This window comes from Tahibacter amnicola (assembly GCF_025398735.1).
Classification (GTDB): Bacteria; Pseudomonadota; Gammaproteobacteria; order Xanthomonadales; family Rhodanobacteraceae; genus Tahibacter; species Tahibacter amnicola.
The window spans coordinates 2,892,718-2,918,612 of sequence record NZ_CP104694.1 but is presented as its reverse complement, the minus strand read 5'-3'; the positions used below and the strand labels follow the sequence as shown (position 1 = coordinate 2,918,612).

The following is a 25,895-nucleotide window of genomic DNA, read 5'->3' as shown; positions in this document are numbered from 1 at the left end:
TACACCTTGTACCGAATTGCCCGAAGTGGTCCTTGCCTGCAGGGTGGCTATAGCAGGAACAGCAACGCCGCGACGGCGGTCGGCGGCAAAGCCCCCAGCAGCAGTTCCAGGGCGCCGACGGACTCGTCCGCAAATCCGCGCCGCACCAGAGCCACACCGGCCGGATTGGGTGCATTGGCGATAATCGTCAGCCCGCCGCCGGCCACCGCACCGGCGACCAGCATGTACTTTGCGGGCTCGGTGATGGTGCTGATCAGTGAGCCCAGATAGGTCAGCGCCGCGTTGTCCGTCATCGCCGTCAATCCCAACGCACCGAAGAAGAGCAGCAGCGGCGAGAGCGAGGAAACGATCGGCTGCAGCCACCACTGCTGCATTCCCCCCAGTACGACCAACCCCGCCAGGAAAAACCCGACGAGCAGGCTTTCCTTGAGAATCAGCGGGCTCTGGTGCCGCTCGTAGGCCTGCGCGTAACCCAGAAAGGAAAGGAACACCCAGACGAAGATCACCGGGTGGTGAGCGAACGCGACAATGGCAGCGAGGAACGCCAGGTGGATCAGGCTCACCGTCAGCGGCACTGGCGCGGACGATTCCACCGGCTGCTCGGTGCTGTCCCGCAGATGACGGCGCACGAAGCCCGTCACGAGCGTGGCATTGATGAGAACGGCTACCGCGGCCTTCCAGCCAAATGTCCGCGCCATGAACGCGGTATCCCACTGCCAGGCCGAAGCGACCATCAGCACCGGCGGTGCGGCATAGGACGTCAGCGTGCCGCCGATTGAGACATTCACGAACAGCACGCCGAGCACCGCGTATTTGGGCCGTTCGGGAATATCGGCGCGGAAGATGAGGGGAACCAGGATCATCGCGGCCAGGGTCATTGCCGCGGGCTCTGTGATCAGCGACCCCGCCAGCGGAACCAGGGTCAGGGCCAGCCACAATTGGGCGATACCGTCGCGCACGGGAGCCAGGCGGGCCAGCTTCTCCACCAGCGACTGCACAAACGCGATCACCGGGCGCGACGCGGCCACCACCATGATCACAAATACAAAAAGCGGCTCGGTGTACTGGCGCGACTCGGCGTAGTCAACGGCCGCCTTGCTTCCCTGGAAGAACGCCATTACCAGAAGCAGCACGATCGCCCAGAAACCAAACACCACCTCGACCTCGCCGAGCAGGTGCCACATCCCGGCGTGACGTCGGCCCCGATGTGCAAGTGCCTGGAAGGCCTTGGTGGAAAACGTATGCAGGAGCGCCAGCGCAAACAGCAGTGCGGCAATCCATTCCACGCGACTGGGCGACATCGGCGCATCTCCTTGTCCCACTGTGCGGTGGGAGCGATCGACCTGCGGAAGACATCCTCGGCATTTTCCGCGATCTCGCTGCCTTTGAGAACGCCGCTCAGGCCGGAACAGTCTGCCGGGTGCGCGGTGACCATACGGCCAGCACCACGCCCAGGACCAGCAGCATCCCGCCCGCGAGCATCGCACCGCGCGGCCACTGCCCCCGCAGCAGGTGGACATAGCTCAGGGCCGCCAGCGTCTCGAACACAATCAACTGGCCCGCCACGCCGGTCGGCAGGCGTTTGCTCGCGGCGTTCCAGCACACGCCTCCCAGCCACGATGCCAGCAGGCCGATGGCAAACATGACGACCAGGAAGCGCCCCGGCTGCGGCCCCAATGGCATAGGGAATGCAGGATCAAACCCGCTGGCGTAAAGCCAGTTGCCCGCGTAACCGACCAGCGCGAGCGGCAAGGTGGCCAGCCCCTGCGCTGTCGCCCAGGTGCGCGGGTGGTGATCCGGATGGTCGCGCAGCCAGCGCGCGTTGCGGATTGGATACCATGTCCAGCAGACCACGGCGGCGAGCGCGAGTCCGCCACCGATCGCGTAGCGCCGCATATCGGCCGCGGCGCTGACCGTCGCCATTTCCGACTGGTTGACCAGCGCAATTCCCAGGGCAATCAGGCCCAGCGACGGCAGCAGGCGCGACCAGGGCAATGCGGCGGCATCGGTGCGATCGGCCCGTGAAGCCAGTGCAATCACCACGGGCAATGTGCCCAGCAACATGGACGGCAACGCGCCGCCGGCATACTGGATGGCACCGGCAAGGAAGAGGTAATACACGATGTTGCCGATGGCAGCGAGCTTGAGGGCCTCGATCCAGTCGTCGCGTCGCAGGCGCGCCAGACCGGCCCGGTCGAACAACGCCAGCGGCAGAGCGATCATGCCGAACGCGAGGTAGCGGCCGAAACTGAGCAGGCTGGCCGGATACTCCGGCAGCACCAGCGGACCGGCAAAGACCAGCCCCCACACGATGCCGGCGCAAAGCGCGAAGAAACCACCCTGGAGAATGCGCGTGTTCATGGCACCAGCATGGCCGGCGCCATCGGCGCGATCTTGTACGAAATTGCGGTGTCACCTGGCGCGCTACGGCGCTAGCGCGAACGCCGCGGTCGCGTTCCGAGCTGTTGCTGGTACCGCGCCGGCGTCACGCCGTACATCCGCACGAAACGGCGCGTCAGATGGGCCTGGTCCACCAGGCCGACTTCCAGCGCCACCTCGGCCGGCGCGACGCCCTCCCCCAGCCTCAGCTTCGCCCGGTGCAGGCGCAGCGCCATCAGCATCTGCTGCGGGGTGGCGTGATGATGTGCCTTGAAACGGCGCAGGAAATGGAACGGACTCAAGCCCGCCGCCGCAGCCAGTCGTTCCAGGGTCAGTGATTCGTCCAGGTGCGCCTGCATCAATTCGACGGGGCGATCCAGCGCAGCGTCCACCCGCCGCCGGGAAAGTTCCGGCTCAGCGGATCGCGCATGGGGCCGCAGCGTCTGCACGACCTCGTACAGCGCGCTGTCGATGGCCAGCGGTTCGCTGCTGTTCCACAAACCCTTGAGCAACGCGTTGACACGCACAGCCGCATCCGCATCCCGCGCCACCGGCTCGGCGAAATGCCAGGGCTCGCTGCCGGTGATCAGGCGCAGCGTCGCCTCGTCCAGGTAGACCATGCGATAGCGCCAGCCCGTATCGGTCGCTGCCCGGCCCGTATGCAGCACGTCCGGGTTCATCAGAATCAGCGATCCTGGCGCGGCGAGGTAGTCCGCCCCGCGATAGCGGAAGCGCTCGACGCCCTCGACCACGGTGCCGATGCCGTAGGCCCCATGGGTATGCGGATCGAACGCGTGACAGACAATATGCGCCCGGTAAAGCTCGACCCCGCGTCGATGCGGCCGCTTGAACTCGGCGCGGTCCAGTTCCGATTCGAAGATGTCAGGTACGGCTTCCACACGCCGATCATCACCCAGCGCGGCCACTGGATCCACCGGCGCTACAGGCCCTTGAGTTCCTGGGCGAGATAGACCGGCAACTCCGCTGGCTCAAATTGCGTCTGGAAGAGTGGAACGGCGAAACGGTAGGTATCGTCCTGGCGCGCCAGCACGAAGGCCAGCTGCAGTCGCGCGAATGCGCGTCGAAGGGTATCGACATCGATATCCGCGCCTTGCGTGCCAGTCAGCAGGACGATCTGCGACAAGGTCGCGCTGCCGTTCAAGGCAACGTAGTACACGATGATGCGGTCCAGCCGGGAGGCGGCGTCCTCGTGGGTCAATCGTCCCCAGCCGGCCAACGCGTCGAGCGTTGCCTGCGAGCGCATGGCCCGATCGACATGACCTTCCAGGATCACGCGCTCGCCCTGCTGCAGGCCCTCCAGACACTCCTGGCACAGGATCGCCACGAGATTGGCGCGGTAGCCACTGGCCCGGATGATCCGTCCGATCAACCCCGAATCGGCGAAGTGCAGGTTGAGCAGGTGCAACGGTACGGTGGCCAGTTCCTGGCAGGCCTCCGGCTCCAGACCACCCACGGTGATGACCTCGCCGAAATTGCGCAGCGGCGACTGGTAATCGAGCGCGGCGGCGGCGTAGAGGTCCCAGAACCCCGCCAGCAGGAAGTGACAGTGCCCTTCTTCGCTGATCGCCCGCAATGCCGACAATTCCGCGTAGTGATGACAGGCATCGTGCCGGAAAAAGGGATCGGCTTCGTCAATCATCACCAGGAGTCGCCGACCAGGGTGCTGTCGCAACAGGTGCGCGACGACCGCATCCAGCGACGTGTCGACCGGCAGGCCACATTGCGTCGCCAGACGCGGCGCCAGCCGGTGATCACGCAGCGAGATGTACAGGCAGGCCAGCTTCGGGTGGTCCCGCAGGCGCCGCTCGATCGCTTTCATCAGGCTGGTCTTGCCCAGCTGGCGCCCACCGACCACGAGATAGTTGCCGGGCTCGCGGTGGATGATGCGCGACAGCAAGGCCTCGCGGCCGAAGAACGAGGACGGCCGCGAGACACCGCCCCGGGTCTGGTACGGCGAAATACGCGTCGCGCGCAGCTGCTGCGCCATGGACTGGATCAGGGCACGCAAGGGGTCGGTGCGCAGCAGCAGGCCTGTCTGCGTTTCCAGGTCGATCAGCACGCACAGGTTGGCGCGATCCTGGCAATAGGCGCGCAGCGCGGCTTCAGACTCCAATTCCGGCGACAGCACCAGGAGAACATCCAGACCTGTCTGGACCTGGCGCAGGTAGCGCACCAGGTTCTCGCCCGCGACGCCGCGACGTGGCAACCAGACCTGCGCGCGTTCCAGCGTCACCGGCAGTTCCGCGGAGAACTGCCACTCGAACACCTCACCGGGCAATGTCCACCCGTTGCTGGATGTGCAGCGTGCGCCGACGCGCAGTGCCAGGGTCTGTGCCCGGTCCACCGCTGCTGCGGCCGAGTAGCGGACGGCTTCTTCCCAGTCCGTCATCGTCACGCGGGCAGCTGCCAGGACATCATCGCGCCGGCGCAGCATTCGCAGGCCACTGTCGATCCGCGGTAACAAGGTCACCGGTGTACGCACCAGTCGTCCCGGATTGCGCTGTACCGGCCCCACGACCGGGTGCCGCAGCAGCACGATGACGCCCAGGCCCACCAGCACGATGCAGCACATCGCGATGAGGCGCAGCATCGCTGCCGAGGTCTCGGCCAGCGGCGCTTCGGCGCCGGACTCGGCCAGCGCCTTCACCACGTTTTCGCAGTTGGACGGCAGGACGTGGACCGGCAACGGCGGCGTTCCCAGTTCGCATTTCCACTGCTGCGCGCGCGGCTCGTAGCGAAACACGAGCGCCTTGCCGGCAAGGGACTCGAGCTTGTCGACACCCGGCTTGACGCGTGCTTCCAGCACCAGTTCATCCGGTGCAGCGAACGCAAATACCGGATCAGCGCCGTCATCCCCCAGCGCGGCGAGATCCCGCGGCCATTTCCCGGAATCGGCGTACTCGGTGACAGTCACCATCTTCCAGTACTGCAGGCCACTCCAGCCCTTGGACAGGTAGGCCTTCTGGATGTGGTCGGCGTTGTTCCACTCGTGCAGCCTTTCCGAGCAGCTCGGAATGATCAGAATGCTGCCGATCACTACGGTGACCAGCACGATGATCACCTTGCGCAGAATGCCGTCGGGAATCCTCACGCGCCGCTATCCGTCGATGACACTGCGCCCCGCGCGGCGCACCGCCTCGCAGCGCCATTCCAGCCAGGCGCCGCCGTCCTGGCGTACAGCCAGCAGGTTGGCCCAGAACAAGCGGCGCAGGGTCGCATCGAGCAGGTAAGGCTGTGCACGTCCCAGGCGTGCTTCCATCAGCCAGCCGCGCACACGCAGCCGGGCATGCTCATCTTCCACCAGGGGCACGAAGGCCTCCCACAGGCGCGAGCTGGCACACAGGCGGTCAAGCAAGGCCGCGTCGTCGATCGCCGGCTGCTGCGCCAGGGCGACGAGCGCCTCCTCGATCAGGGCCGGATGCCCCCCGCACAAGCTCGACAACCGCGCAGCCAGTGCAGCGGTGACCATGCCTTCTGGCAGGTGAACGCGCGCCAGATCCAGCAGTTCGTCGTTTCCCGGGTCCGGCCAATATTCCACAGTGGCAATATTCAGCAGCGACAGGTCACCACTCTGGTACTTCAGCGCCGCCAGGGCGTCGCCGCCACAGAGCATCAGATGCAGGCGGCCGCTATACATCTCGCTGAGGCTGCGCAGGATTCCGGCCAGCGCCTCGCGCAGCGCCGGGTCGCCCTGCTCGAACCGGCTCACCAGGCAGAACAGGCGCTCGCCAGAGGCCAGACGCCGCTCCAGCGCCGCCTCGAAGGCGAAATCCGAATCCACGCCGGCAAGTCCGCACTGGCTGCCGATCGCCTCGAAATAGTCCTTGGCATCTGCCGTGACACTGTACGGCGGGCGCACATGCAAGACCGCGTTGTCGCCATAGACGCGGCGGGCCGTGGCCAGCAAGGTGTCCCGGAATGGCGGCTGGCCCCAGTGGGCCTGGCTGAGGAGCATGAGAATCGGGTATGGCGCCATCCGGCTCAGGCGTTCGAACAGACCAGTGATATGCGCGCCAAAGGGCTGCCCGGTCGATTGGGACCCCATCGGATACTGCGATTCGAAACCGGCGGCCGCCAGCAGCCGGTCGGTTTCCTGCTCCGACAGACGCAGGTATCTGGCGCATTCCACGAGCTTGTGCCGATGTTTGCGGTTGGGCAGGGATAGGCCCTGCCGCCAGTTGTTCACCGCTTCCCGGCTCATGCCGATTTCCGTGGCGACACCCGACGCACTGGCGCGGATCCGACGCATATAGACGGACAACAGGTCAGCAAATTCATCCGGCGGCATGGCTGGCAAAGAGCACGCAAGGGGATCGCGCACGCTACGCCATGCCGCCGGAAAGTCAACCGCGAGCACGTCTTCCAACGCCATGACCGCCTCACGCCTGAGCGGCGCAGGGCACGCGGCCACGCAATCCCGTCGGCACGAACCGGGTCGCGGCCAGGCCGACCACCGTCAGTTCCCCGAGGTCGGCTTGCAGGAGGCGCCACGGCGGTAGCCGCCGCGGACGCGGACACGCGCACCCGGCAATGCAGTATGAAACAGTCATCGGAGCCCCTGAATGGTGTTGCCAGATAAGGGCTAGTGTCGGGAGTATCCCGTCGTCGCGGAACGCGCGATCTGTCCGGCGCGGCAGATCACGTACTTGACGGCGCGTCAAGCAGATCGGCGCTACGAAATGCGCAGCGCCGGCGAAAGCGCCGCATGCCAGGCCCGGCCACGCCCAGGCTGCAGGCCAGAGAGCCGGGCGCCGCCGGGAAACGCACGGGTCCGGGGCACAACCCAATGCCCTTCTGCGCGCACTCACCGGTCAGCCCGCGGCGGAATCCGTTCGGGGGCATGGCCGATTGAACGACCGCCAGGCGCACCGGCAGGGGCGGCTGTCGCCGGAAAACCACCATCATCGAGGGACCCATGACTTCAGCGCGCTCGCCACATATTCGCCAAATCGCCGCCGTTGCCGGCGCCGTCCTGCTGGGGCCTGCCCTGGCCTGGGCAGGCACGACCGAAACCCTTTCCGTGACAGTCGCTTCCGGTGACTTCAGCAGCTGGAGCATCGACGGGACGCCGGACCCCCCGTTGACCCTCGTCCGCGGACGCACCTATGTGCTTGATCTGACAGGCGTTCCGGCCTTCCATCCGTTCAATATCAATACGATCAACACGACCGGCAACGGAAACCGCTACAACAGCGGCGTCACCAACAACGGCGCGACCGGCGAGACGGACATCACCTTCATCGTTCCCAATGACGCGCCGGACACGCTGCACTACAACTGCGGCAACCACGGCGCCATGAACGGCCCGATCACCATCATTTCGGAGGAGGTCCCCATCTTCAAGGACGGATTCGAACCGTAAGACTCGCACCGCCGGCCCGCGAAACCGGCGTCTCCCTCGCGCAGGAAGGCGGCCTCAGGGCCGCCTTCCTGCGAGCGGGAGTGCTTTCGGCCGCAAAATAATGGCCGCACGGAGGCAGCCCTTGCACGGGCGTGGCGCCGGGACTCACAACGCGGCCGCAACATCCTTTTCGATTTTCTCTGGCGAATCGGCCGAACCAAAGCGGTCGATCACCTTGCCGTCGCGCCCCACCAGGAACTTGGTGAAATTCCACTTGATCCCCTCGGTACCGAGGAAGCCGGGCTTCTCACCCTTGAGCCACCGGTACAGCGGATGCGCCTTTTCCCCGTTGACGTCGATCTTGGCGAACAACGGAAAGCTCACGTCATAGTTGAGCGAGCAGAAATTGCGGATTTCGTCCGCATCGCCCGGCTCCTGGTGGCCGAACTGATCGCAGGGAAAGCCCAGGACAACCAGTCCCTTGTCCTGGTATTTCCGGTGCAATGCTTCCAGCCCCTTGTATTGCGGCGTGAACCCACACTTGGACGCGACGTTGACGATGAGCAACGCCTTGCCTTTGTAGTCTTTGAGCGAACGCTCTTCGCCTTCGAGCGTGGTCGCGGTGAAATCGTACGCGGTCGTCATGCCTGATCTCCGGTTTCGTTCTGCGACACCCTGAAAGTAGCAACAGCGCGCGAACCAGGTACCGCCCTGCCCATCGGTCCCTGGTCGCTCCAATGCCCGGCGCGACCTGCGCCGGACGCCGGAAAACCCATCACGCGGGTCAACTCGCTCAGTGCGCGTGGCCACCCGGGCCGTGCACGTGGCCGTGCGTCACTTCCTCGGCGCTGGCTTCACGCACCTCGACCACCTCGATGGCAAAGTGCAGCGCCACGCCCGCCAGCGGATGGTTCGCGTCGACCGTGATGTTGTCGTCCGTCACGGCAACGACCGTCACCGACATCGGGCCCTGCGGTCCATGGGCCTGGAACTGCATTCCCGGCTCGATCGTCGTCACGCCCTGGAACGCGCCGCGCGGAACCACCTGTACCCACTCATCGTGACGCACGCCGTAGCCTTCTTCCGGCGAAACGACGACGTCGAACTTGTCGCCGGCCGACTTGCCGGTCATCTGCTTCTCCAGGCCCGGCACGATATTGCCGGCGCCATGCAGGTAGCTCAGCGGATCGCCGCCGGCCGAAGAGTCAATCGTACGACCCTCCGCATCGGTCAGGGTGTAGTGGAACGACGCAACGCAACGATCAGCAATCTGCATGGAATTCTCGCTCGGCCCGGACGGCCCTGAAGGGAAGCGGCAGCGCACTGCCGCGGAAAAGGGCGCCGAGGATAGCCGATTCGGTGCCGTCGGGACGAAATCGTTACGGATCAGGTGTTTTCAAGGCGTCAACGCCGGTACGCGCCAGGGGGAGACCCGAGCAAGGCGCGAGCTATGGTCATCCGGCGCCAGGGGCGGCCAATGCTGGCAAGGCCGTCGCTAGGCGCTCGCCGGGACGCCGGTGTCGACGCTGTCATCCGGCCCTCGCGCGAAGGCTTCGCGCATCCGGTCGTCATCCCGCAGCCCCTCCCACTTGGCCACGACCATCGTCGCGACGCCATTGCCGATGAGATTGGTGATCGCCCGCGCCTCCGACAGGAACCGGTCGACACCGAGCACCAGGGCCACGCCCTCCACGGGCACCTTGCCACCCAACGCCCCGAGCGTGGCGGCAAGGGTGATGAAGCCGGAGCCAGTCACCCCGGCGGCGCCCTTGGAGGTCAGCAGCAGGACGGCGAGCAGGGTCAGCTCCTCGCGCAGCGACAACTCGATACCCAGGGCCTGTGCGATGAACAAGGCCGCCATGGTCAGGTAGATGCAGGTCCCGTCCAGGTTGAAGGAATAGCCGGTCGGCAGAACCAGGCCCACGACCGACCGGGCGCAGCCCGCCTGCTCCAGACGCACGAGCATGCGCGGCAAAGCCGATTCCGACGAGGACGTGCCCAGCACCAGCAACAACTCGTGCCGGATGAATACGAGGAAACGCCATAGCGAGAACCCGGACCAGTACGCGACCAGCCCAAGAACCAGGAAGACGAACAAGGCGCAGGTGACGTAGACCGAAACGAGCAGCCATAGCAGGGAAGCCAGGGTGGCGATGCCGAACTTGCCGATCGTGAACGCCATGGCGCCAAAGGCGCCGATCGGCGCCGCACGCATGATCAGGTTCACCACACCGAAGAGCACGTGCGCGAAATCCTCGAATGCGTCGAGTACGCGCCGGCCTGCCGCGCCCGCACGGGTCATGGCCGTCCCGAACAGCAGTGCCACCAGCAACACCTGCAGCAGGTCGCCATCGACAAAGGCAGAAACCAGGGTGTCGGGAATGATGTGCAGCAGGAAGCTGACGATGCCCTGGTCGGCGGCGGCCTTCTGGTAGCCCGCCACGGCCTTGCCATCCAGCGCAGCAGCGCTGGCCTGGATACTCGCGCCCGGTTCGACCAGGTTGGCGACGACCAGCCCGATCACCAGCGCCAGCGTGGTCAATACTTCGAAGTAAATCAGCGCCTTGAGGCCGATTCTTCCAACGTGGCGCAGATCCCCCATCTTGGCCATGCCGACCACAACGGTCAGGAAGATCAGAGGCCCGATGACCGTCTTCACCAACTTGATGAACCCGTCCCCGAGCGGTTTCATCTGGGCGCCTAGGTCCGGCACGAAGTGCCCCAGCAGGATGCCGATCGCCATCGCGACCAGGACCTGCGCGTACAGGTTCGTCCACCAGCGGCCTTTCATCGACGCACTCCCTCGTCGGGCATTCCGAGGGCCGGATGGTACCGTGCCGGCGTCATCCGCAGGATGCGACTATCCGGGGCGCCGATGCATTTCAGCCGGAACATCAGGAACGGTGCGTAAGCCATTCCCCCGAAGGCCTTCGTCGCCGAAACATGCACAAAAGAAAACCCCGGATGTTTCCATCCGGGGTTCCGATACTACGCTGGGCGGTTTAGATCAGACGACCTGAACCTGGTCAGCCTGCATGCCCTTCTGGCCCTGAACGGCGATGAAGGTAACACGCTGGCCTTCCTGCAGGGTCTTGAAACCCGTGCCCTGAATCGCGCGGAAGTGAACGAAGAGGTCGGCGCCGCTTTCCGGGGTGATGAAACCAAAGCCCTTAGCGTCGTTGAACCACTTGACAACACCGCTCTGACGATTCGACATAACTTAACTCCATGAAACAGATTGAAAATATCACGCCCGCGAACATTCGCGTCGAGACTGAGGTTGCAGGGAGCAAGCGGGGCGAATCGATGAAGCGGATCGTGTGATCTACCGCATCAGGCCACAGTTTACCGTGACCCAAGCAAACACAGTGGTAGCGAATGTACGCGTATTTGTTCCCGATGCCAATAGGCCGCATCGAAATCCGTTAAGTCTCTTCCGGCAATTGGGGGCTTCGCGCAGTCGAGCCCGTCACCCGGCGGCGTTCGCCACAAATACTGTGTATCGTTTGAACTGCCTATTCGATACCCCGGGGGAGTGTCATGTCTTCGATCGGATTGGACTGGCCGGCCGACCACCAGGCCCTTTGGCAGCGCATCGCCGCACACGATTTCGGAACCCGGGGCGACGCCCTGGATTTTCCCGCCCGTCTCGCCCGCGAACATGGCTGGAGCCGCAGCCATGCCGAACAGGCGATCGAGGAATACCGCCGCTTCTGCTTTCTGGCCGTCGTTGCGCCGGATCCGGTCACACCCAGCGACGTGGTCGACGAAGTCTGGCACCTGCACCTGACCTATTCGCGCGATTACTGGGAAACCTTCTGTCCGTGCGTGCTCGGCAAGTCGCTGCATCACCAGCCTACGCGCGGCGGTCGCGACGAAGATCACAAGCACTACCGCCAGTACGCCGATACGCTGGCCAGCTACCAGGCCTGGTTCGGCGCACCGCCGGCGGAATTCTGGCCCGGTGCCCAGGAAGCATTCCGCAGCGCAGCCGCCTATCGCCGCGTCGACATGCGCCGCGTCGTGCTGTTGCCGCGCCCGCGCTGGCCACGTGCACAGACACTCTGGCGCGCCACTGCCGCGCTGGCCGCCCTGGCGATTGCACCGCTGCTGCAGGCGGCCGAGCTTAACCCGCTGGAACTGACGGGGCCGGAGTTTCTCGGCCTCTACCTCGTCCTCGCGATCGTGTGTGCGATCGTCTCCAAGGTGTTGCGCCGCAACGCGCGTGATATGCGCGCCAGCTCATCCAGTCCGAACCTGGACGCCTGGTCCGTCGCCTACCTCGCCGGCGGGCCCACCCGCGTCGCCGATGCGGCCGTGGCTGAGCTGATGTCACGCCAGCAGGCGCATTGGTCGGACCAGACGCGCACTGTCGTCGTCCACGATGCGCGCGCCATCTCCGAATACCCGCTGGATGTCGTCGCGCACGAACTGGGCAAGGGCACGGCATTGCACGCACTGCCAGCCGCCATCACGCCCGCACTGGCTCGCATCGAACAATCCCTGGTGCAGCGCAAACTGCTGGTGCCCGAACCGCAGCGCAAACGCGTTGCCCTGCTCGGCGCACTGCCCTTTATCGCGCTCATGGGCCTGGGCATGGCGAAAATTGCCGTCGGCATCAGCCGTGACCGGCCGGTCGGCTTCCTGATCGTGCTGGTGATCGTGACGGCAATCGCGGCACTGGTGCTGTTCCTCAACCGCCCGTGGACCGCCACCGCCGGCGACGCTGCGCTCAAACAGCTGCGCCAGCGGCATGCGCACGCCACGCGAGCGCCGCGCGACAGGGATGTCGGCCTGGCCGTGGCACTGGCCGGCACGGCCGTTCTCGCGGGTACGGCGTATGCGGCGTACCACGATGTACGCGCCCCCGCGTCGTCGTCCTCGTCGTCCTCGGATTCGAGCAGCGGCTGCAGCAGCAGCGGCGACAGCGACAGTGGCGGCGGTGGATGCGGCGGCTGTGGCGGTGGCGGCGGCGACTAGACAACCCTGCCAACGCGCAGACGAACGAGGGGCCCTGCGGCCCCTCGTTTCCGTACCCATTTGCTGCGGCAACGCGAAGCGTCGCGCGATCTCACTGCATCGTCTGCGCGCGCCCCTGGTCCGCCAGATGCGCCTGGACAACCCGCACATTGGTGCCGACTTCCGACACCGCACGCAATAGCTGTTCCGGCGTCACACCCCAGCGGGTGGACCAGTAATTGACTTCCCAATTCACCAGGATATTGATCGAATCACTGCTGTTGTTCGCAAACGTCGGCTGACTCGTGCTGTGCATGGAACACCTCGCGCGTCCGGCCGGCGGCTGGGCCCGGCCTGTAGCCCTGTGGATCCAGAGTGCACCGGCCCGCTTTAGGATTTCGTTAAGGGCAGGTCCACGCGGCGTTACGGTTGCAGCCCCGCAAATTAGCATTGTTGACAATGACACTCAACCCCGCGTCCAGCGATGCAGCACATGCTCGACACGTCGACCGTTCCGTGGCGACAGCTCCGTCAGCCCCCTCGGCCGGGCCCGCTCGCCGCCGGCGCTCACGCTATAGTGCCGTCCAACGCGTACTGCGACTGACCGGCACACGCCGCCGTCCAGACAGAACACCCCGATTCGCGGAGCTCCCATGAATACCCGAACTCTCCTGACCTGCGCCCTCGCCCTGGTGACCACCCCGGCAATCGCCGACAAGGACCGCAGTCCCGAAGCCCAGCTGGCCAAGGCCATCGCGGGCCGCGTGGCCGGCGAGCCCGTACATTGCATCAACCAGCGCGACATCCGATCGACCCGTGTGATCGACAAGACCGCGATCATCTATGAAGTGGCCGGGGGAACGATCTACGTCAACACCCCAAAATCCGGCGCCGCCTTTCTGCGCGACGACGCCATCCTGGTGACCGACACGCACTCCCACCAGCTGTGCAATATCGACATCGTCAAGCTGATGGAGCCGGGCTCGCGCATGCTCGCCGGCGGTGTCGGCCTGGGCAACTTCGTCCCGTACCGGAAGGTGCGCGAGGAAAAGTAACCGGCCATCGTCCGCAACCGCTCGCGTACCGGGCTGGCGTGTTGCACATCCGCGACGCGCACGCACACGATGGGCGACAAGCCTCGTGACAGCGTCTGGACCAAGGCGCGAGTGTCGCACCGTCTCGCGAACGGCAACCGCCAGCGCCATCGCCGTCTTACATCCCGTACGATCGCCCGCGGCACGGTCCGGCGCTATTAGTCATCGATCAACACGGATCCATCGTAATGTGGCGCATTCCCGATCAACATTGGCTCGACGTCGATCTCAAAAACGCTTCCGGTGCCCGCCCCACTACGCCAGGACAGTGGATTGAGCAGCGCTTCGAGTAGTGCCGCCTTCAATGCGGCGAGGGCGGCCGGCGACCGGGCCAGCGCCAACGAGTTCCCGTCTTCTTCCATTGGCTCGGGCAGGCCGCGCCAGATCGTCCAATCCGCCAAACCGGCCACGCGCCAGGCGTTCTGTGCGAACCAACGCAGATCCACGATTCGTCCCCAGCACATCTCGGCCAGAAAGGACTTCATCGCCTCCCTGTCGAGATTTGCAGCCGCCAGCACGGAATGTGCGGCCCGAACAAGAAAGCGGACAGCAAGTGGCTCCACGCCCGATGCCATCACAACCGGTACCGGACAAGCGCCGCTCTGACTGGGCTGCGCGACGGCAAACGACTCTGTTTGCAGAGCCCTTCGATCAAAGACGTCCGTTTCCTCGACGGACTCCAGCAAGTCGTCAATGGAATACGTCATCCACACTGCGACCACGCCGCCCTGCAACGGTAGTACCGCCCGCTCTATCTGCGGGTGCGTGACACCACGCAGCAGCAGTCCTCGGATCATTCGTTTTCGGCCTGTTGTGAGCAGGATCGCAGGATAGCAACGCTGACCCGGCAATGCCCTGTTTGTCGCAACGCCGGACTATCGCAACGCCCAGGGCACCATCCCATCGACCGATGCCCCGGGCACGCCTTACCCGCCCACTGCGCTACTGGATCGTCGTCTCTTCGGTCGCCGAATTGTTGCCTGGCACGCTATCGAACGAGTTCGCACTGACGTGAACACTCAGCGCTGCCGTTCCCGCCTCCGCCGGCGCGGAAAACACCAGGCTCAATGGCGATGAAGTCGTCGCGGCCGCAAGGCTGCCCCGATAGGAACAGCGCACGTCCGCAGAGAGACTGCAATCCCATCCCTCGCCAACTGCGGAAAGCGGGACGCTTCCTGCTGTCGCCGACGCTATTACGACCACGCCGGTCGCGCTGCCCACACCCGGCCGCGGTGTTGCAACGTGCAGATTCGCCGCAGAAAGCGTGTATTGCAGGGTTTCGCCAACCGCCACAGGGTCAACGGCATCCACGAGCGCAACCGTCATGTCGACAGACTCGCTGCCGGCGAATCGTCGCGCGTAAATGTCACTGCGGTCGGGTGTCACCGGATCCGACTCCCAGGCCAGCGCGAAGTCTCCGTCCGCATCGCTGGCCACGGCCGGAAAGCGCGTGTAGTAGGAACCAGAGAACATCGTCGCCGATGTCAACGCCGCACCGCTGGCACTGTAGTGCCGATACCAGGCGTAAACGTTGGCGTCCGTGTCATAGCTCCACACCACCGTGAAAGCACCGGTTGCGCGCGCCATCGACACCGTCGCATTGGCGTAGGTGCCGCCTGCCGACGATCCCACTTCGAACTCACTGCCGAGATAGGCGCCGGAGGGCGAGAACCGCTGCGCCATCGCCCGGCCGGAGTACCGGCCGGTTTCCGACCGCCACGCGAAAACGGCGTTTCCTGCGGCATCCATGTCCAGGTCAAACGAGCGCTCGATGCCCGTGATCGTGCGGTTCACGCGGAACGGCTCTTCCAGCGGCCAACCGTCCGCCCCATAGCGGCGGCGATAGATGTCAAAACCGGTCGGGTCCGACCAGCGCACCCGGTTCTGGCTCCAGCCGACGGTGAAGTTGCCAGCATCATCCATCGCGACTCTTGGTGTCACACCGAGCATCGTCGACGGTGCGCTGACCACGACAAACTCCGCGCCCAGCGGTGCACCGGCGGGCGAAAAGCGACGGCCGCGGTATTCATAGTTGGAGCCGTCCGAGGTCTGCCAGACCACGACGTAGTCGCCCGCGCTGTTCATGGCGATATCGGCGGCGTTTGCGTAGCTGCGCGCGGTTCCGTCGACGCGCACCTCCGGCGTCAAAGCCACGCCATGTGCATCATAACGACGTGTCACCACGTGCTGGCCGCCGGTCTGAGTCGTCCATGCCACGACGAAATTCCCGTTCCGGTCGCTGGCCACGAACGGCAAGCCCGCAATGGGGGTGGTGTTCACCTTGAACTCCGGCCCGCTCGGGATGCCTGCGGCCGTAACGCGCCGCGCATTGATGGTCGGCGGTGGTGGAGTGAACCCGGACGGTTCGCTCAACCAGACAGCCATCGAATCACCATCGCCATCCATCGCAAGGGCGACGCGCCGCTGGTTTCCGGAAGTGATTGTCGTGTTGACCTTCCATTCGTCGGTCACCGGCGCGCCGATGGTCGAAGCGGCACTGCACACGGCCGGCAACAGCGCTACTGCCACTGAAGCACGTGCAATGGCTTTCAAACACCGCTGCGTGCCGCCTTCCACCCACGAACCCGACGCGTACGACCGCTGGAAAACTGCGCATTTCGACTTCATACCGCGCACCTTCTTCGCTGGGGGAAGAAGAAGATAGCGAGACGTCGTCGCAGCTCACGCGACGCAAAAGCCGTTCGTCGGGCCCCGACGAACGGTGTCGATCTACGCCGCCGCAGATGTCGCCCGGATGTGGCGGCGGACGCCCCAGGCACCGACCAGTCCCAACAAGACCAATGTCAGCACCGACGCTCCCCGCCCGATCGGCAGCGCCACGCTGGTCACGACCCCCATGGGCGTCCGATCATTCAGCACGTTGGCGTCATAGCCAACGCCGCCGTCGGCGAACAGCAGCGCATCAGTCGCCAGCATCAGGTCGACGGTGCGCCCGATGGTATTCGCGTTGATGTGCCTCAAGCGCAGCAGGCAGCTGGCCTCGCCCTGGGCGGGAATCGGCCCGACGCTGAAACCCTGGCTGGAATAATTCTGCCCGGTGAAATTGAGGCAGCCCATGTTCAGGGCATTGCGCGGACAAGCCCCGGGAAAATCGGCGTCAATCTCGAACGGCGCCGGATCAAAAATGCCGCCACCGAACTCCACGCAATCTGTCGCCACGCGCGCCGCGGAAATCGCTCGCGACGAACGATTCGATACGGTGACCTGTACCGTGCCATCCAGTGAATTCGGAATCATGGCCGATTGCGTGATACGGACGGCCACGTCCGGCAAGGTGCCGTAGCGGAAAAGCGCGTTACAGAAAAGCGAGGTGTTGGCGCAAATATGGAATTTCAGGTCCTGCCGGGATGTGGCCGCACGCTGCACGCGGTAGGCACAGCTTGCGCTGCCGCCGGCGGCGATGGGCCCCACCCGGAACGACAAGCTCTGCAGGCTGTAAGGCGTCGGCGACAGCGTAGGCGGCTGGCAGAGTGCCGGATTTTCCGGAACAAAGGTGTACTCGGACAATCCTTCGGGGGGTGACTCGAAAAAGCCCGCTGTCGTCGCCGTCCCGAATTGGGCTGGCGCCGCCAACACCGTGAATGTCAGCCGCCCTTCCCCACCCGGGGGAATCGGCTGATCGCGCTCGGCTGGCGGCGGCAGGCGCACGGAGAAGTTCGAGATTTCCTGCGCCGCCGCAACGCGACCGAACGCGAGTCCCAGCGTAACGACACCGAGCATCCAGACTGATTTTCCGAACATGGCCATGCGATCCCTGAGGTCTGATGACCCTAGGACGCACGCCGGACCAGCCCTCCCTACCCGGACCGGCTCCTGCAGACGCGTGTCCTTGCTCCTACATGGAAATCTGGACGATGCGCCACGTGCCGTCCACGCGTCTGAGCGACACACTCTGCACGCCGGGCGGAAACTCTCCGTTCATCACCGTGTCCTGCACATAGATCCGGGCGTCATCGCCGCGCTGGTGACCAGCGAGAACACGAGGCTGCTTGAGCGCCATCTTCTGCAGCATCTTCACCGTACCGGGCCGATCGAAATCGGCTACGCGCCCGGGCATGGCCTGGGCCTTGAGTACCGCCACGTCGCCTTTCGCGCTTGCCTCATTATGCGCCAGATACACTTTTCCCGGCTCACCGCCGTCGGCACTCCATTGCACATCGCCCGGCACCGGCGTGTCTGCGTCGTTGGTCAACGGCGCATCGAACCTGGCAACGTACATCGTCTTGCCGTCGGCAGAGCGGCTGTAGAATTCCCCGACGACGTGCGTGGCATCCAGCTGGCGCACCACAACGTTGCCGAGCCCACTGCCACCACTGCAGCTCACGCCACCGTCCTTGGGTGCGCAGTAGTCGAGCATCTGGCCGTTGCCGTCGCCATCATCGTTGAAGCGAACCAGCAAGCCAGCCAGTCCCATCGCCTCCGGCTGCGCAGATTCCTCATAGGGCTGGCCGCTGCGCGCCGGCTTGAGCGTCTTGCGTTGCTCCTGCGTCAGCGGCTTGCTGGCGATCCACACATCGATCGTGGCTTCGCCGCCATCGCCGATGTATCGCCACGCCAGCGCATCGGCCGCAGGCACCACGGGCGTCCCGGTCGATCCCCCCGCCACCACCCATCCCGGCGTCGGCGCCGGCACCGGGCTCGCCGCGTGTCCGGTAAAGCCCACCATCGAGAGCGCAAACGCAATAGCGCCGGGAATAACGCGACGATTCATACTCAAGTCCTCCTGCAATCGTCCAAGGCATCGCCCGCAGGTCGTTCGCGACAGCAGGCGTCAGGTCATTGCCACAAACGTCCGGTGGGGCAGAAGCGAACACAGGTGTTCGATGCGGTTCCCCTGTCGACGATACATCGCGGTGGGCCTGGCGAGAACCGCTTGACAATCTGTCCGTTGACAGTGCCCGCACGCCATGCACGCGAAGTTCCACAACGCTCGACCACCATCCACCCCGCTGAACGGGCGTTCGCGATGCCGCGTATTGATACGTCAAAGGAATTTGACCGTACGCCCGCCATCTCACACGCATCATTCGACGATTCCGGCCTGCCCACACAGCATTGCGCGCACCGCCCGGATAGCAACATATTAGATATCGCGCCGCTCCGCATATTGACACGTTGTCCACAATGAATACCTCCAGTGGACACAATGGCAATGCCAGCCAGCTCCATGACCGACAGAATAATCCACGGACAGCCGGTGCCGGACGCCTCGTCCTACCCCCAACAACAGGAGCACTCCATGAGAACGCACATTGCTACGCCGCTGGTGCATCGGCCTACCCAGGCGCGATGCATCCGCTTCGGATGCGCAATCTTATTCATCCTCGGTGTCAGTCCGGCATTTGCAGCGCCGCCCGATGACATGATCCTCGTCTACGCCAAGTTCGAGCCTAAGACTGCCCTCGCCGGCCAGCCGGTAAGGTTCTCCTGGCGCACCGCCGGCGACCCGGCCCTGGAGTGCACGATCTCGGGCGTCCCAGGGATCACTACCGGCGAAGATATTGGCACCTACACCTTCACCGCTTCGGCGAATCTGCGGGCCGTCGTGGTGTGTACTGGACCGACGGCGGCCGATCCGGGCAGTGGCTCCGCCACACTCACCGTCGTTCCACCCGGCACGCCCCCCACTGTTACCGCCGAGTTCAAGCCGAGCCGGATCTTCAAGGGCGGCTCTTCGACGCTGCGGTGGTCATCCACGTTGGCGACTGACTGTTCAAGCACCGGCGCTGTTTCCATCAGCGGAACGTCCGGCACGCGGACGATCACGGCCACCAGCAGTCAGACCGTCACGATCACCTGCAGCAACGCCGGCGCCTCAGCCAGCAAGACGGTCACGCTGACGGCGGTCGATCCCCCACCCCAGGTCCGCGCCAGTTTCACTCCCAGTATCCTGAATGGACCCGGCTTTGCGACGTTCGAATGGGTCGCCAGCAACGCAACCTCCTGCAATCGCGGCCCCGTGCACGGGCGCGAGACGTCGTACTACGCCATGAGCACCACGCAGTCGGTCACCTGTTACGGTCCAGGCGGAACGGACACAGCCTTCGCTGCAGTCATCGTCGACACGGCCACCATCACCTCGAACGCGCCGAAAGGCGCCGATGCGCAGCTGGCGCTCCTGGGATTTGACACGACGGCACCCGACACGCTTTCCACCATCCACGACTTCAATGGCGATGGCTATCCCGACGCGTTCGTGATCGACACGCAGGTCGGCGAAGGCTACGTGATTCTCGGCGGGCCACCAGGACAGGCGCGCATCGCCAAGGTCATCCCCAATGTGCACACGCTCGACCAGGTGAAGAACATCACCATTGGCGGCAAGAACCGCGACGCGATCACCGTGGAGATCTCGCAGTAGTTCGCCAGCGTCGACGCTGCGACAACGCAACACTAGTGGGCGCGGCAACGCGTCGCGCCCGCTACAGCAGCCCTACGCCGATTGGTGACACCGCTGCGCAACGCGTCGGGCTGCAGCTTCTGTCCGACCGACGAGCTGGGCGAATCAGACCTCGCGAATCACACCGACGCTCCGTGGAGAGCACACTCGGTTGGCACAGACCGAGTCGGTTGCTGCCGACGGCAACGTGGTTCTCGATCTCGCGCCTTTCCATCCTCTGCTGACCGTCAAACCACCCTTTTCAGCTACTCACCATATGCAAGAGCTTGCCCCAGCCAGTCAGAAAGCCCTCTCTGCTCGCTACTTTTGACTACTTCATCAAGAACCTGTCGATAGGTCATTTTTCCGCTCGCTGCCATTTCCAACAGCGAAGGAACTCCATGCAGCAAGTCACACAAGTCGCGCACTCGCGAATTCTCAGTTCGAAATGCCTCAGCTCTCATATTGAGAAATGCCAGGTACAGCAGTCGATGCACAACGTGGCAACTTGACGGCTCCGACACCTTTCCAGCGGAATCAGTCATTTCACAACCTCAGCGTGCATTGATCGACGACAGGCGTTTCCCACGCCCGCACAGCAAGTAGCTGACCACAACTCACGTCTCGCTACGGCATCCGCTCTCTAAACATACGATGCACCTCAGCCACGTTGTGATCAACCCAACGCTCTATTCCCAGCTCAGAGGCCCGACTCCGCAACCTATCGAGGACGGTGTCGTAGCCAATCTCACCGACATGGGCAGCCTCCAGGCTTTCAGTTACTCCAATGAATAACTCGCTCAAATGAAAGATCACGCTGCTGCGCGAAGTGTCCCCCACTACTTTGAGCTCACGCAATGCAACGCGAATCGCCTGGAGGATCATTCGATTGGCCTGGATTTCGCTATCGGTAGTTTGCATCGCTATTTGAGGTCCGGGAACATCGAGTTGTCGGGATAGTACCGCTCGTAAGGCACCCTCATATCCGGCGTGATGCTGCTGTTCGGGTCAATCGCTCGCCCCCTGAAGCTCAAGCAACTCTCGCATAGTGAGCGCGTAACAGCCTCCAGGGACAGTTGCCGATAGAACTAGCGGCTCTTCGTGGGATAGCACTCTTTTAGACGCTGCGCGACGCTTTCAAAGTTCGGCGCATGCTTGTACAAAAATGACTTCGCGGCATCGCCTGCCGACTTCCAATTTCGCGCAACCTCATCAAACACCGGTGGAACCAACTTCTTTGCAGCAAGCACACAAAGCTCGCTACTCCTATCTCCATACACAACGAAACTCGAACGTTCCGAAAGCCAGAACATCGATTCGGCTGTAATGAGAAGCGAATCGGGATACCGGGGGTCGAAAGGCCGATTGATCGCATTCCAGTAGTCTGCGGCAGACGCCGTGATAGGGATCCGTAACCACGGCGTAACCGAAAAACTTTCCCTGTACCAGTCAATACTCGGCGTCAAAGCACCTAGCCAAATTTCGCGTTCCCCAGCCGCGCGCGCCAAGGACTGCAGAACACTCCAGAAATCCGCACTCAATGCGTAGTCAAACTGCTCAAACCCCAAAGCTTCGAAGTCTATGTCGAACACCAGCTCGGGAAGTGCCTTGCCAGCCCGCAACGACGCGGCGAGCGCACCGGAAATCCGACTGCGATCAGTTTCTTCCTTTATGAACATTATTTCACTCATGGCATCGGCTGAGGCGGTGGAAGCGGTGTCGTAGGCGGTTGGTCAAGGCGAATTTTTACGTCGATGCCGCCCGTGTTATTTGGACCATAGTAATCAGCCGTCGGTCCACCCGTCGACTTGGCACCGTCGCGGACGACGTACCTAGCGCCATCCTTTTCGTAGATTGCAACTTTCCCATCCTTACTCACCGTTTTCGACCATCCTGAGTCCGTAAGGTTTTGTTCGAACTCAGCCTTGCTGACGTCCGTCGACCGATTCGGATATCGGCTACCAGGGTCGGTGACATCCTCGTAGTTAGATACAGTTCGGCAATTGCAATTGTTGTGTACGAAAACCTTCTTCTCGCCAGCGAAATACGTATGGAAATCCGCCACCGAGAAGTTGTACGTCTTCTCGATGCGGTCCAGCAGCTCAACCTTCTCAAGCAGCAGCTGACCTTTATCAAGGTCGGTGAAGGCCAATCCCGCCTCCATATCTTCGACATTGACCCAACCGCGCTCAGGCACCCAATACGGATGATCGCCAGTGGCCTCCATTTGCTCGACTGAGCCATCCGCTCCGCGAATAGTCAATTGATACAGCGGTTTCGGCTTGGTGTTGATGAGCTGCGTCACCGGCTTGAGTGCGGTTTCCCCGGTCTTGGGATCCCGTGCGTACACAAGCTGACCAACCTTAACGTTTTCAATCGGCACCGGGCCTGCTTCGGTCCAGATTTGTGTACCTGCCGGGAAGCAACAACACGCATTATCGATCTTGTCGAGTGGCGCGTTGTCCAGCTTCCGCCGCGCGTCATTCGCCTTGTCAGCGACCTTGCACGGCTTACAAAGCGCCATCAGGATGTCAAGGGCAGTTTCCGGGCTGATCTTGCCTTCGCGCGCGTCGTCAATAGCCTTGACCGCATCTTCCGCAAAGAACTCGTACAGCGCCGTCTCACCAGCCAACGCCATACAGGCGAGGTTGGCCATACCCTCGCAACGCTTGTCGTCGACCCACTCCTTCTCGCGCTCTTCCTTCCACTTCTTGTATTCGTCCGCCCAGCTGTCCTTGTCCAGTCCATACGGATCGACCCAACGCAGCGGGTTGTTGTCGACATAGGCGTACAGGTTCATGCCCGCGAGGTAGCCAATCGGGTCGCGCGTGATGAAACGGCCGCGATCCGGCGAGTAGTAACGGGCGCGGTAGTAGTAGTACCCCGTCTCGGTATCCAGGCTGCGGCCGGTATAGCCGAACGGATTACCGACGGCGCTTTGCGCGATCGAATTGCCGGCGGCGTCACTGATCGCCGTCTTACCGTACTCGTCATAGGAGTAGCGCTCGACGATCTGGCCTGCGCTATTGGACAACGCAACCACGCTCTGTTGGCTATTCGCGTGGTAGTAGAAATCGCCCGTGCTGTTGCGCAGCTGGATCAGTTCGTCAAGGTACCGACCGTGGACGTAGGTCCGCAGCGTGGCGCCCGAATCGTCCTGCTCCTCGATGACGCGCGACAGATCATGGAGGTATTGCGTGGTCTGGCCACCGGCTTCTTTCGCGATACGACGGCCAAGGGCGTCGTAGCGGAACCTCGCCACCGTCTGGCCGTTGTCGGCCACGCTGAGCAGGCGATCGAGAGCGTCGTAGGTCAGCTTGCGCGTGCCGTCTTCGGTCAGATTGCCCTTGCGGTCGTGCTGCTGGGAACGTGGTCCGATCTGGGTGTACTGATTCAGATTGTTGGTAGCGAACGGGGTCGTTTCGGTACCGCGCTGGCGCTCGTTCCAGTTGTTTGCGCCGTCGACGCGATAGTCCGTATCGACACCACCGCTCAATGCCTGTAGATCCGCATTGGTGATGGCATTGTTGGTCAGGTTTCGCACGTCGACGCCAGGGCGAGCCGTCAGTGCGCGCTGGACTCGGTAGGCCGAGTCCAATTCGACCAGTTGACCGCTATCGGTTGCCGACTCGTGCTCGTAGCGCGGATTGTTGACCTTGTCGTAGCCGTACTGGAATTCAGCCAGGACGGTTCCGCCGGCATTGAGATGGCGCAGTGCAGTGACGCGTTTATTGTCATCGTATCCGTCGCCCGTGCCCGGAATGTCGAACTCCTGGCGAGTACCGTTACCGCTGCGACGCTCACTGACGCGATCGCGCCCTATGTAGTCGTATTCACCGATGGTCACGTCACCGGCAACTTCGGCAATGCGGTCGAGGCGGTCGAGCTCGTCGTAGGAGCGACGAACCTGACGACCACCTGGATACGACAGCACCAGCGGATTGCCGACACCGTCATACGTGTTGCCGACGACGCGCCCGTTCTGCACCTGGGTCAGCGGACGACCGAGCGAGTCGTAGGTCGCTTCCAGAGTCGAATCATCCGCTGCGATAGAGGGATCGTTGTTGTCCGTCATGCGCGTGCGGCGGCCGACACCGTCGTACTGGTAGCGCAGCCTGTCCGTGCCGGCGATACCTGCGCCACGCGCAATATCGACAGCGGTCAGACGATTTACGGCGTCGTACGAGACCGTATGAACCGAACCGTTGGCATCCGTGACCTTGTTGAGGTTGTCGTCCAGATCGTATTCGTACTCGATCAGGGAGTCATCCGCGAATTGCGTGCGTTCGAGGCGATTCAGCGCATCGTAGTGATAGCGCGTGGTATTACCCTTGTCGTCCGTCAAGCCGGCGATCCGTGAGTTGTCGTCCAACTCGATCGTCGTGGTGTTGAGACCGTCCGGATTAGCCGGATTACTCATATCGATAGCACCGCTACCGACGCCGCCGACGCGCAGTTCGTCGATCGTACGAATCTTGCGGTCAATCCCGTCGTACACCATCCGCGTGACATTCCCCAACGCATCCGTCCGCCGAATCACGTTGTGGCGGCTGTCGTAGGCGATGGCCGTCGTGTTGCCTATGTTGTCGGTCAACGAAACCGGGCGGTTCAGTTCGTCGTATATCACCTGCGTCCGATAGGTTTCGGTCGTGCCGTTGGCGCCCTGCTCGATATCGAGAATGGTCTCGAGATTGCTGTTGGCGTCGAAACCGAACTGGCGGACGTTGTTCAGTGCGTCGGTCTGGCGCACGCGGCGATCCAGGCCGTCGTAGACGAAGGTGGCGGTGTGGTTGTTATCGTCGGTGACGCCGACCACGTGGCTGCTGCGGTCGTAGCTGCGGCGCGTCGTGACGAAGCCGTCACCCGGCGTGAGCGGACCGTCGGGCAGCGGCTGGCCGGCGGCATCGGCGAAGAGCTGGTCGATCTGGTAGACGCGGCCGAGTTCGTCCGGCAGATAACGCGTTTCCGCGAGCAGCACGTTGCCCGCACCCGTATTGTTGGTCGGGCTGGCGCCGCCGCGCAGGCCGAAGCGCTGCACGCGCGTCCGCACGTTGAGCGGATCGTGGGTGATCTTGGTGACGTTGCCCACGGCGTCGCGGCGCTCGATCACGCGGTCGTGGCCGTCGTACTTGAGCAGCTGCGCATCGGGCTGGCCGTCGCCGTTGTTGTCCTGTGCGTCGCGGAACTCGACCAGATTGCGGTTGCCGTCATAGCGACGCGTGGTCGTGCTGGCCTTGGGCGTGCCGAAGCCGCGTGTCGACGAATACAGCAGGTCGCGTTCGTCGAACACGCGCCGTATGCGATTGCCGAGCGGCTGGACGATTTCCGCAAGGTTTTCGTTCTTGTCGTAAATGAATTCGGTGGTCAGCGTCCTGCTGGTCGACACCTCTTCCGTGCGCCGGGTCGGCTTGTCCAGCATGTCGTAGCTGTAGGTCACCGTCGCCGAGCCGTCCAGCGACGGCCCGTTGGTATCGCGGTTTTCCACCTCGCGGCGAACGATATTGTTGTTACCGTCGTAGTGCAGTTCCTCGGTGTAGAGGAACGGCGCCGCCGAGGTGATCTTGACGACCTGATCGAAGGCGTTGCGTTCGTACTGCGTGACGTGACGGCGTCCGTCGGTGAAGGCCGTGACATTGCCGACGACGTCGTACGCGTAGTCGTTGCGCACGCGCGCCAGCTCGCCCGCCGGACGGCGTGGGCT

The 25,895-nt window shown here is 63.5% G+C and carries 22 protein-coding genes; 5 read left to right on the top strand and 17 right to left on the bottom strand.

The features are described 5' to 3' along the window. Positions 1 to 47 precede the first annotated feature (47 nt). The 5 genes from N4264_RS12300 to N4264_RS12280 form a co-directional block, all read right to left on the bottom strand. Entirely contained in the window at positions 48 to 1,301 is a 1,254-nt protein-coding gene (locus N4264_RS12300) for a putative Na+/H+ antiporter (protein WP_261697329.1), read from the bottom strand. A 97-nt stretch (positions 1,302 to 1,398) separates the two neighbouring features. After that, a complete protein-coding gene (locus N4264_RS12295; RefSeq protein WP_261697328.1) occupies positions 1,399 to 2,361 on the bottom strand; it encodes a DMT family transporter in 963 nt (320 codons plus the stop codon). 71 nt (positions 2,362 to 2,432) lie between these two features. Further along, the gene (locus N4264_RS12290) at positions 2,433 to 3,314 is read right to left on the bottom strand and encodes an AraC family transcriptional regulator (RefSeq protein WP_261697327.1); all 882 of its coding nucleotides are present in this window, start codon (positions 3,312 to 3,314) and stop codon (positions 2,433 to 2,435) included. Positions 3,315 to 3,319: 5 nt separating this feature from the next. After that, complete coding sequence (locus tag N4264_RS12285; RefSeq protein ID WP_261697326.1) at positions 3,320 to 5,491, bottom strand: ATP-binding protein; 2,172 nt, start codon at positions 5,489 to 5,491, stop codon at positions 3,320 to 3,322. A 6-nt stretch (positions 5,492 to 5,497) separates the two neighbouring features. Continuing rightward, the gene (locus N4264_RS12280) at positions 5,498 to 6,772 is read right to left on the bottom strand and encodes a hypothetical protein (protein WP_261697325.1); all 1,275 of its coding nucleotides are present in this window, start codon (positions 6,770 to 6,772) and stop codon (positions 5,498 to 5,500) included. 543 nt (positions 6,773 to 7,315) lie between these two features. On the opposite strand from N4264_RS12280, the gene N4264_RS12275 reads away from it, so the two are divergent. Next, on the top strand, positions 7,316 to 7,762 hold the full coding sequence (locus tag N4264_RS12275) for a cupredoxin domain-containing protein (RefSeq protein ID WP_261697324.1): 447 nt from the start codon (positions 7,316 to 7,318) through the stop codon (positions 7,760 to 7,762). Positions 7,763 to 7,906: 144 nt separating this feature from the next. Here N4264_RS12275 and N4264_RS12270 read toward each other — a convergent pair whose 3' ends face one another. The 4 genes from N4264_RS12270 to N4264_RS12255 form a co-directional block, all read right to left on the bottom strand. Next, complete coding sequence (locus tag N4264_RS12270) at positions 7,907 to 8,386, bottom strand: glutathione peroxidase (protein WP_261697323.1); 480 nt, start codon at positions 8,384 to 8,386, stop codon at positions 7,907 to 7,909. Positions 8,387 to 8,534: 148 nt separating this feature from the next. Further along, the gene (locus N4264_RS12265) at positions 8,535 to 9,017 is read right to left on the bottom strand and encodes an FKBP-type peptidyl-prolyl cis-trans isomerase (RefSeq protein WP_261697322.1); all 483 of its coding nucleotides are present in this window, start codon (positions 9,015 to 9,017) and stop codon (positions 8,535 to 8,537) included. 219 nt (positions 9,018 to 9,236) lie between these two features. Continuing rightward, entirely contained in the window at positions 9,237 to 10,532 is a 1,296-nt protein-coding gene (gene dctA / locus N4264_RS12260) for a C4-dicarboxylate transporter DctA (RefSeq protein ID WP_261697321.1), read from the bottom strand. Positions 10,533 to 10,748: 216 nt separating this feature from the next. Continuing rightward, on the bottom strand, positions 10,749 to 10,958 hold the full coding sequence (locus tag N4264_RS12255; protein ID WP_261697320.1) for a cold-shock protein: 210 nt from the start codon (positions 10,956 to 10,958) through the stop codon (positions 10,749 to 10,751). A gap of 323 nt (positions 10,959 to 11,281) precedes the next feature. On the opposite strand from N4264_RS12255, the gene N4264_RS12250 reads away from it, so the two are divergent. Further along, on the top strand, positions 11,282 to 12,721 hold the full coding sequence (locus N4264_RS12250) for a TIGR04222 domain-containing membrane protein (RefSeq protein ID WP_261697319.1): 1,440 nt from the start codon (positions 11,282 to 11,284) through the stop codon (positions 12,719 to 12,721). Between the two features lie 91 nt (positions 12,722 to 12,812). Here N4264_RS12250 and N4264_RS12245 read toward each other — a convergent pair whose 3' ends face one another. Continuing rightward, complete coding sequence (locus tag N4264_RS12245; RefSeq protein ID WP_261697318.1) at positions 12,813 to 13,016, bottom strand: DUF3606 domain-containing protein; 204 nt, start codon at positions 13,014 to 13,016, stop codon at positions 12,813 to 12,815. Positions 13,017 to 13,353: 337 nt separating this feature from the next. Between N4264_RS12245 and N4264_RS12240 the strand changes: the two genes are divergently transcribed. Then, entirely contained in the window at positions 13,354 to 13,755 is a 402-nt protein-coding gene (locus N4264_RS12240) for a hypothetical protein (protein ID WP_261697317.1), read from the top strand. 197 nt (positions 13,756 to 13,952) lie between these two features. On the opposite strand, the gene N4264_RS12235 is transcribed toward N4264_RS12240, so the two are convergent. Continuing rightward, the gene (locus N4264_RS12235; protein WP_261697316.1) at positions 13,953 to 14,591 is read right to left on the bottom strand and encodes a hypothetical protein; all 639 of its coding nucleotides are present in this window, start codon (positions 14,589 to 14,591) and stop codon (positions 13,953 to 13,955) included. Between the two features lie 145 nt (positions 14,592 to 14,736). Further along, positions 14,737 to 16,074: a DUF11 domain-containing protein gene (locus N4264_RS12230; RefSeq protein WP_261697315.1), complete on the bottom strand. Its 1,338-nt coding sequence runs from the start codon at positions 16,072 to 16,074 to the stop codon at positions 14,737 to 14,739. Between N4264_RS12230 and N4264_RS12225 the strand changes: the two genes are divergently transcribed. Beyond that, positions 16,058 to 16,459 carry a hypothetical protein gene (locus N4264_RS12225; RefSeq protein ID WP_261697314.1) on the top strand — a complete coding sequence of 134 codons (402 nt, stop codon included), beginning with the start codon at positions 16,058 to 16,060 and terminating at the stop codon, positions 16,457 to 16,459. The genes N4264_RS12230 and N4264_RS12225 overlap by 17 nt on opposite strands. A 65-nt stretch (positions 16,460 to 16,524) precedes the next feature. Here the strand turns inward: N4264_RS12225 and N4264_RS12220 are convergent, their stop codons facing one another. Both N4264_RS12220 and N4264_RS12215 read right to left on the bottom strand, forming a co-directional pair. Next, positions 16,525 to 17,556, bottom strand: a complete 1,032-nt coding sequence (locus tag N4264_RS12220; protein WP_261697313.1) for a hypothetical protein — start codon at positions 17,554 to 17,556, stop codon at positions 16,525 to 16,527. A 94-nt stretch (positions 17,557 to 17,650) separates the two neighbouring features. After that, the gene (locus N4264_RS12215; RefSeq protein WP_261697312.1) at positions 17,651 to 18,526 is read right to left on the bottom strand and encodes a hypothetical protein; all 876 of its coding nucleotides are present in this window, start codon (positions 18,524 to 18,526) and stop codon (positions 17,651 to 17,653) included. Positions 18,527 to 19,054: 528 nt separating this feature from the next. Here N4264_RS12215 and N4264_RS12210 point away from each other — a divergent pair. Next, entirely contained in the window at positions 19,055 to 20,176 is a 1,122-nt protein-coding gene (locus N4264_RS12210) for a hypothetical protein (RefSeq protein ID WP_261697311.1), read from the top strand. A gap of 645 nt (positions 20,177 to 20,821) precedes the next feature. On the opposite strand, the gene N4264_RS12205 is transcribed toward N4264_RS12210, so the two are convergent. The 3 genes from N4264_RS12205 to N4264_RS12195 form a co-directional block, all read right to left on the bottom strand. Then, a complete protein-coding gene (locus N4264_RS12205; protein ID WP_261697310.1) occupies positions 20,822 to 21,115 on the bottom strand; it encodes a hypothetical protein in 294 nt (97 codons plus the stop codon). Positions 21,116 to 21,282: 167 nt separating this feature from the next. Beyond that, entirely contained in the window at positions 21,283 to 21,873 is a 591-nt protein-coding gene (locus N4264_RS12200) for a hypothetical protein (RefSeq protein ID WP_261697309.1), read from the bottom strand. Between the two features lie 8 nt (positions 21,874 to 21,881). Beyond that, positions 21,882 to 25,862 carry an RHS repeat-associated core domain-containing protein gene (locus N4264_RS12195; protein ID WP_261697308.1) on the bottom strand — a complete coding sequence of 1,327 codons (3,981 nt, stop codon included), beginning with the start codon at positions 25,860 to 25,862 and terminating at the stop codon, positions 21,882 to 21,884. Between the last annotated feature and the right edge of the window lie 33 nt (positions 25,863 to 25,895).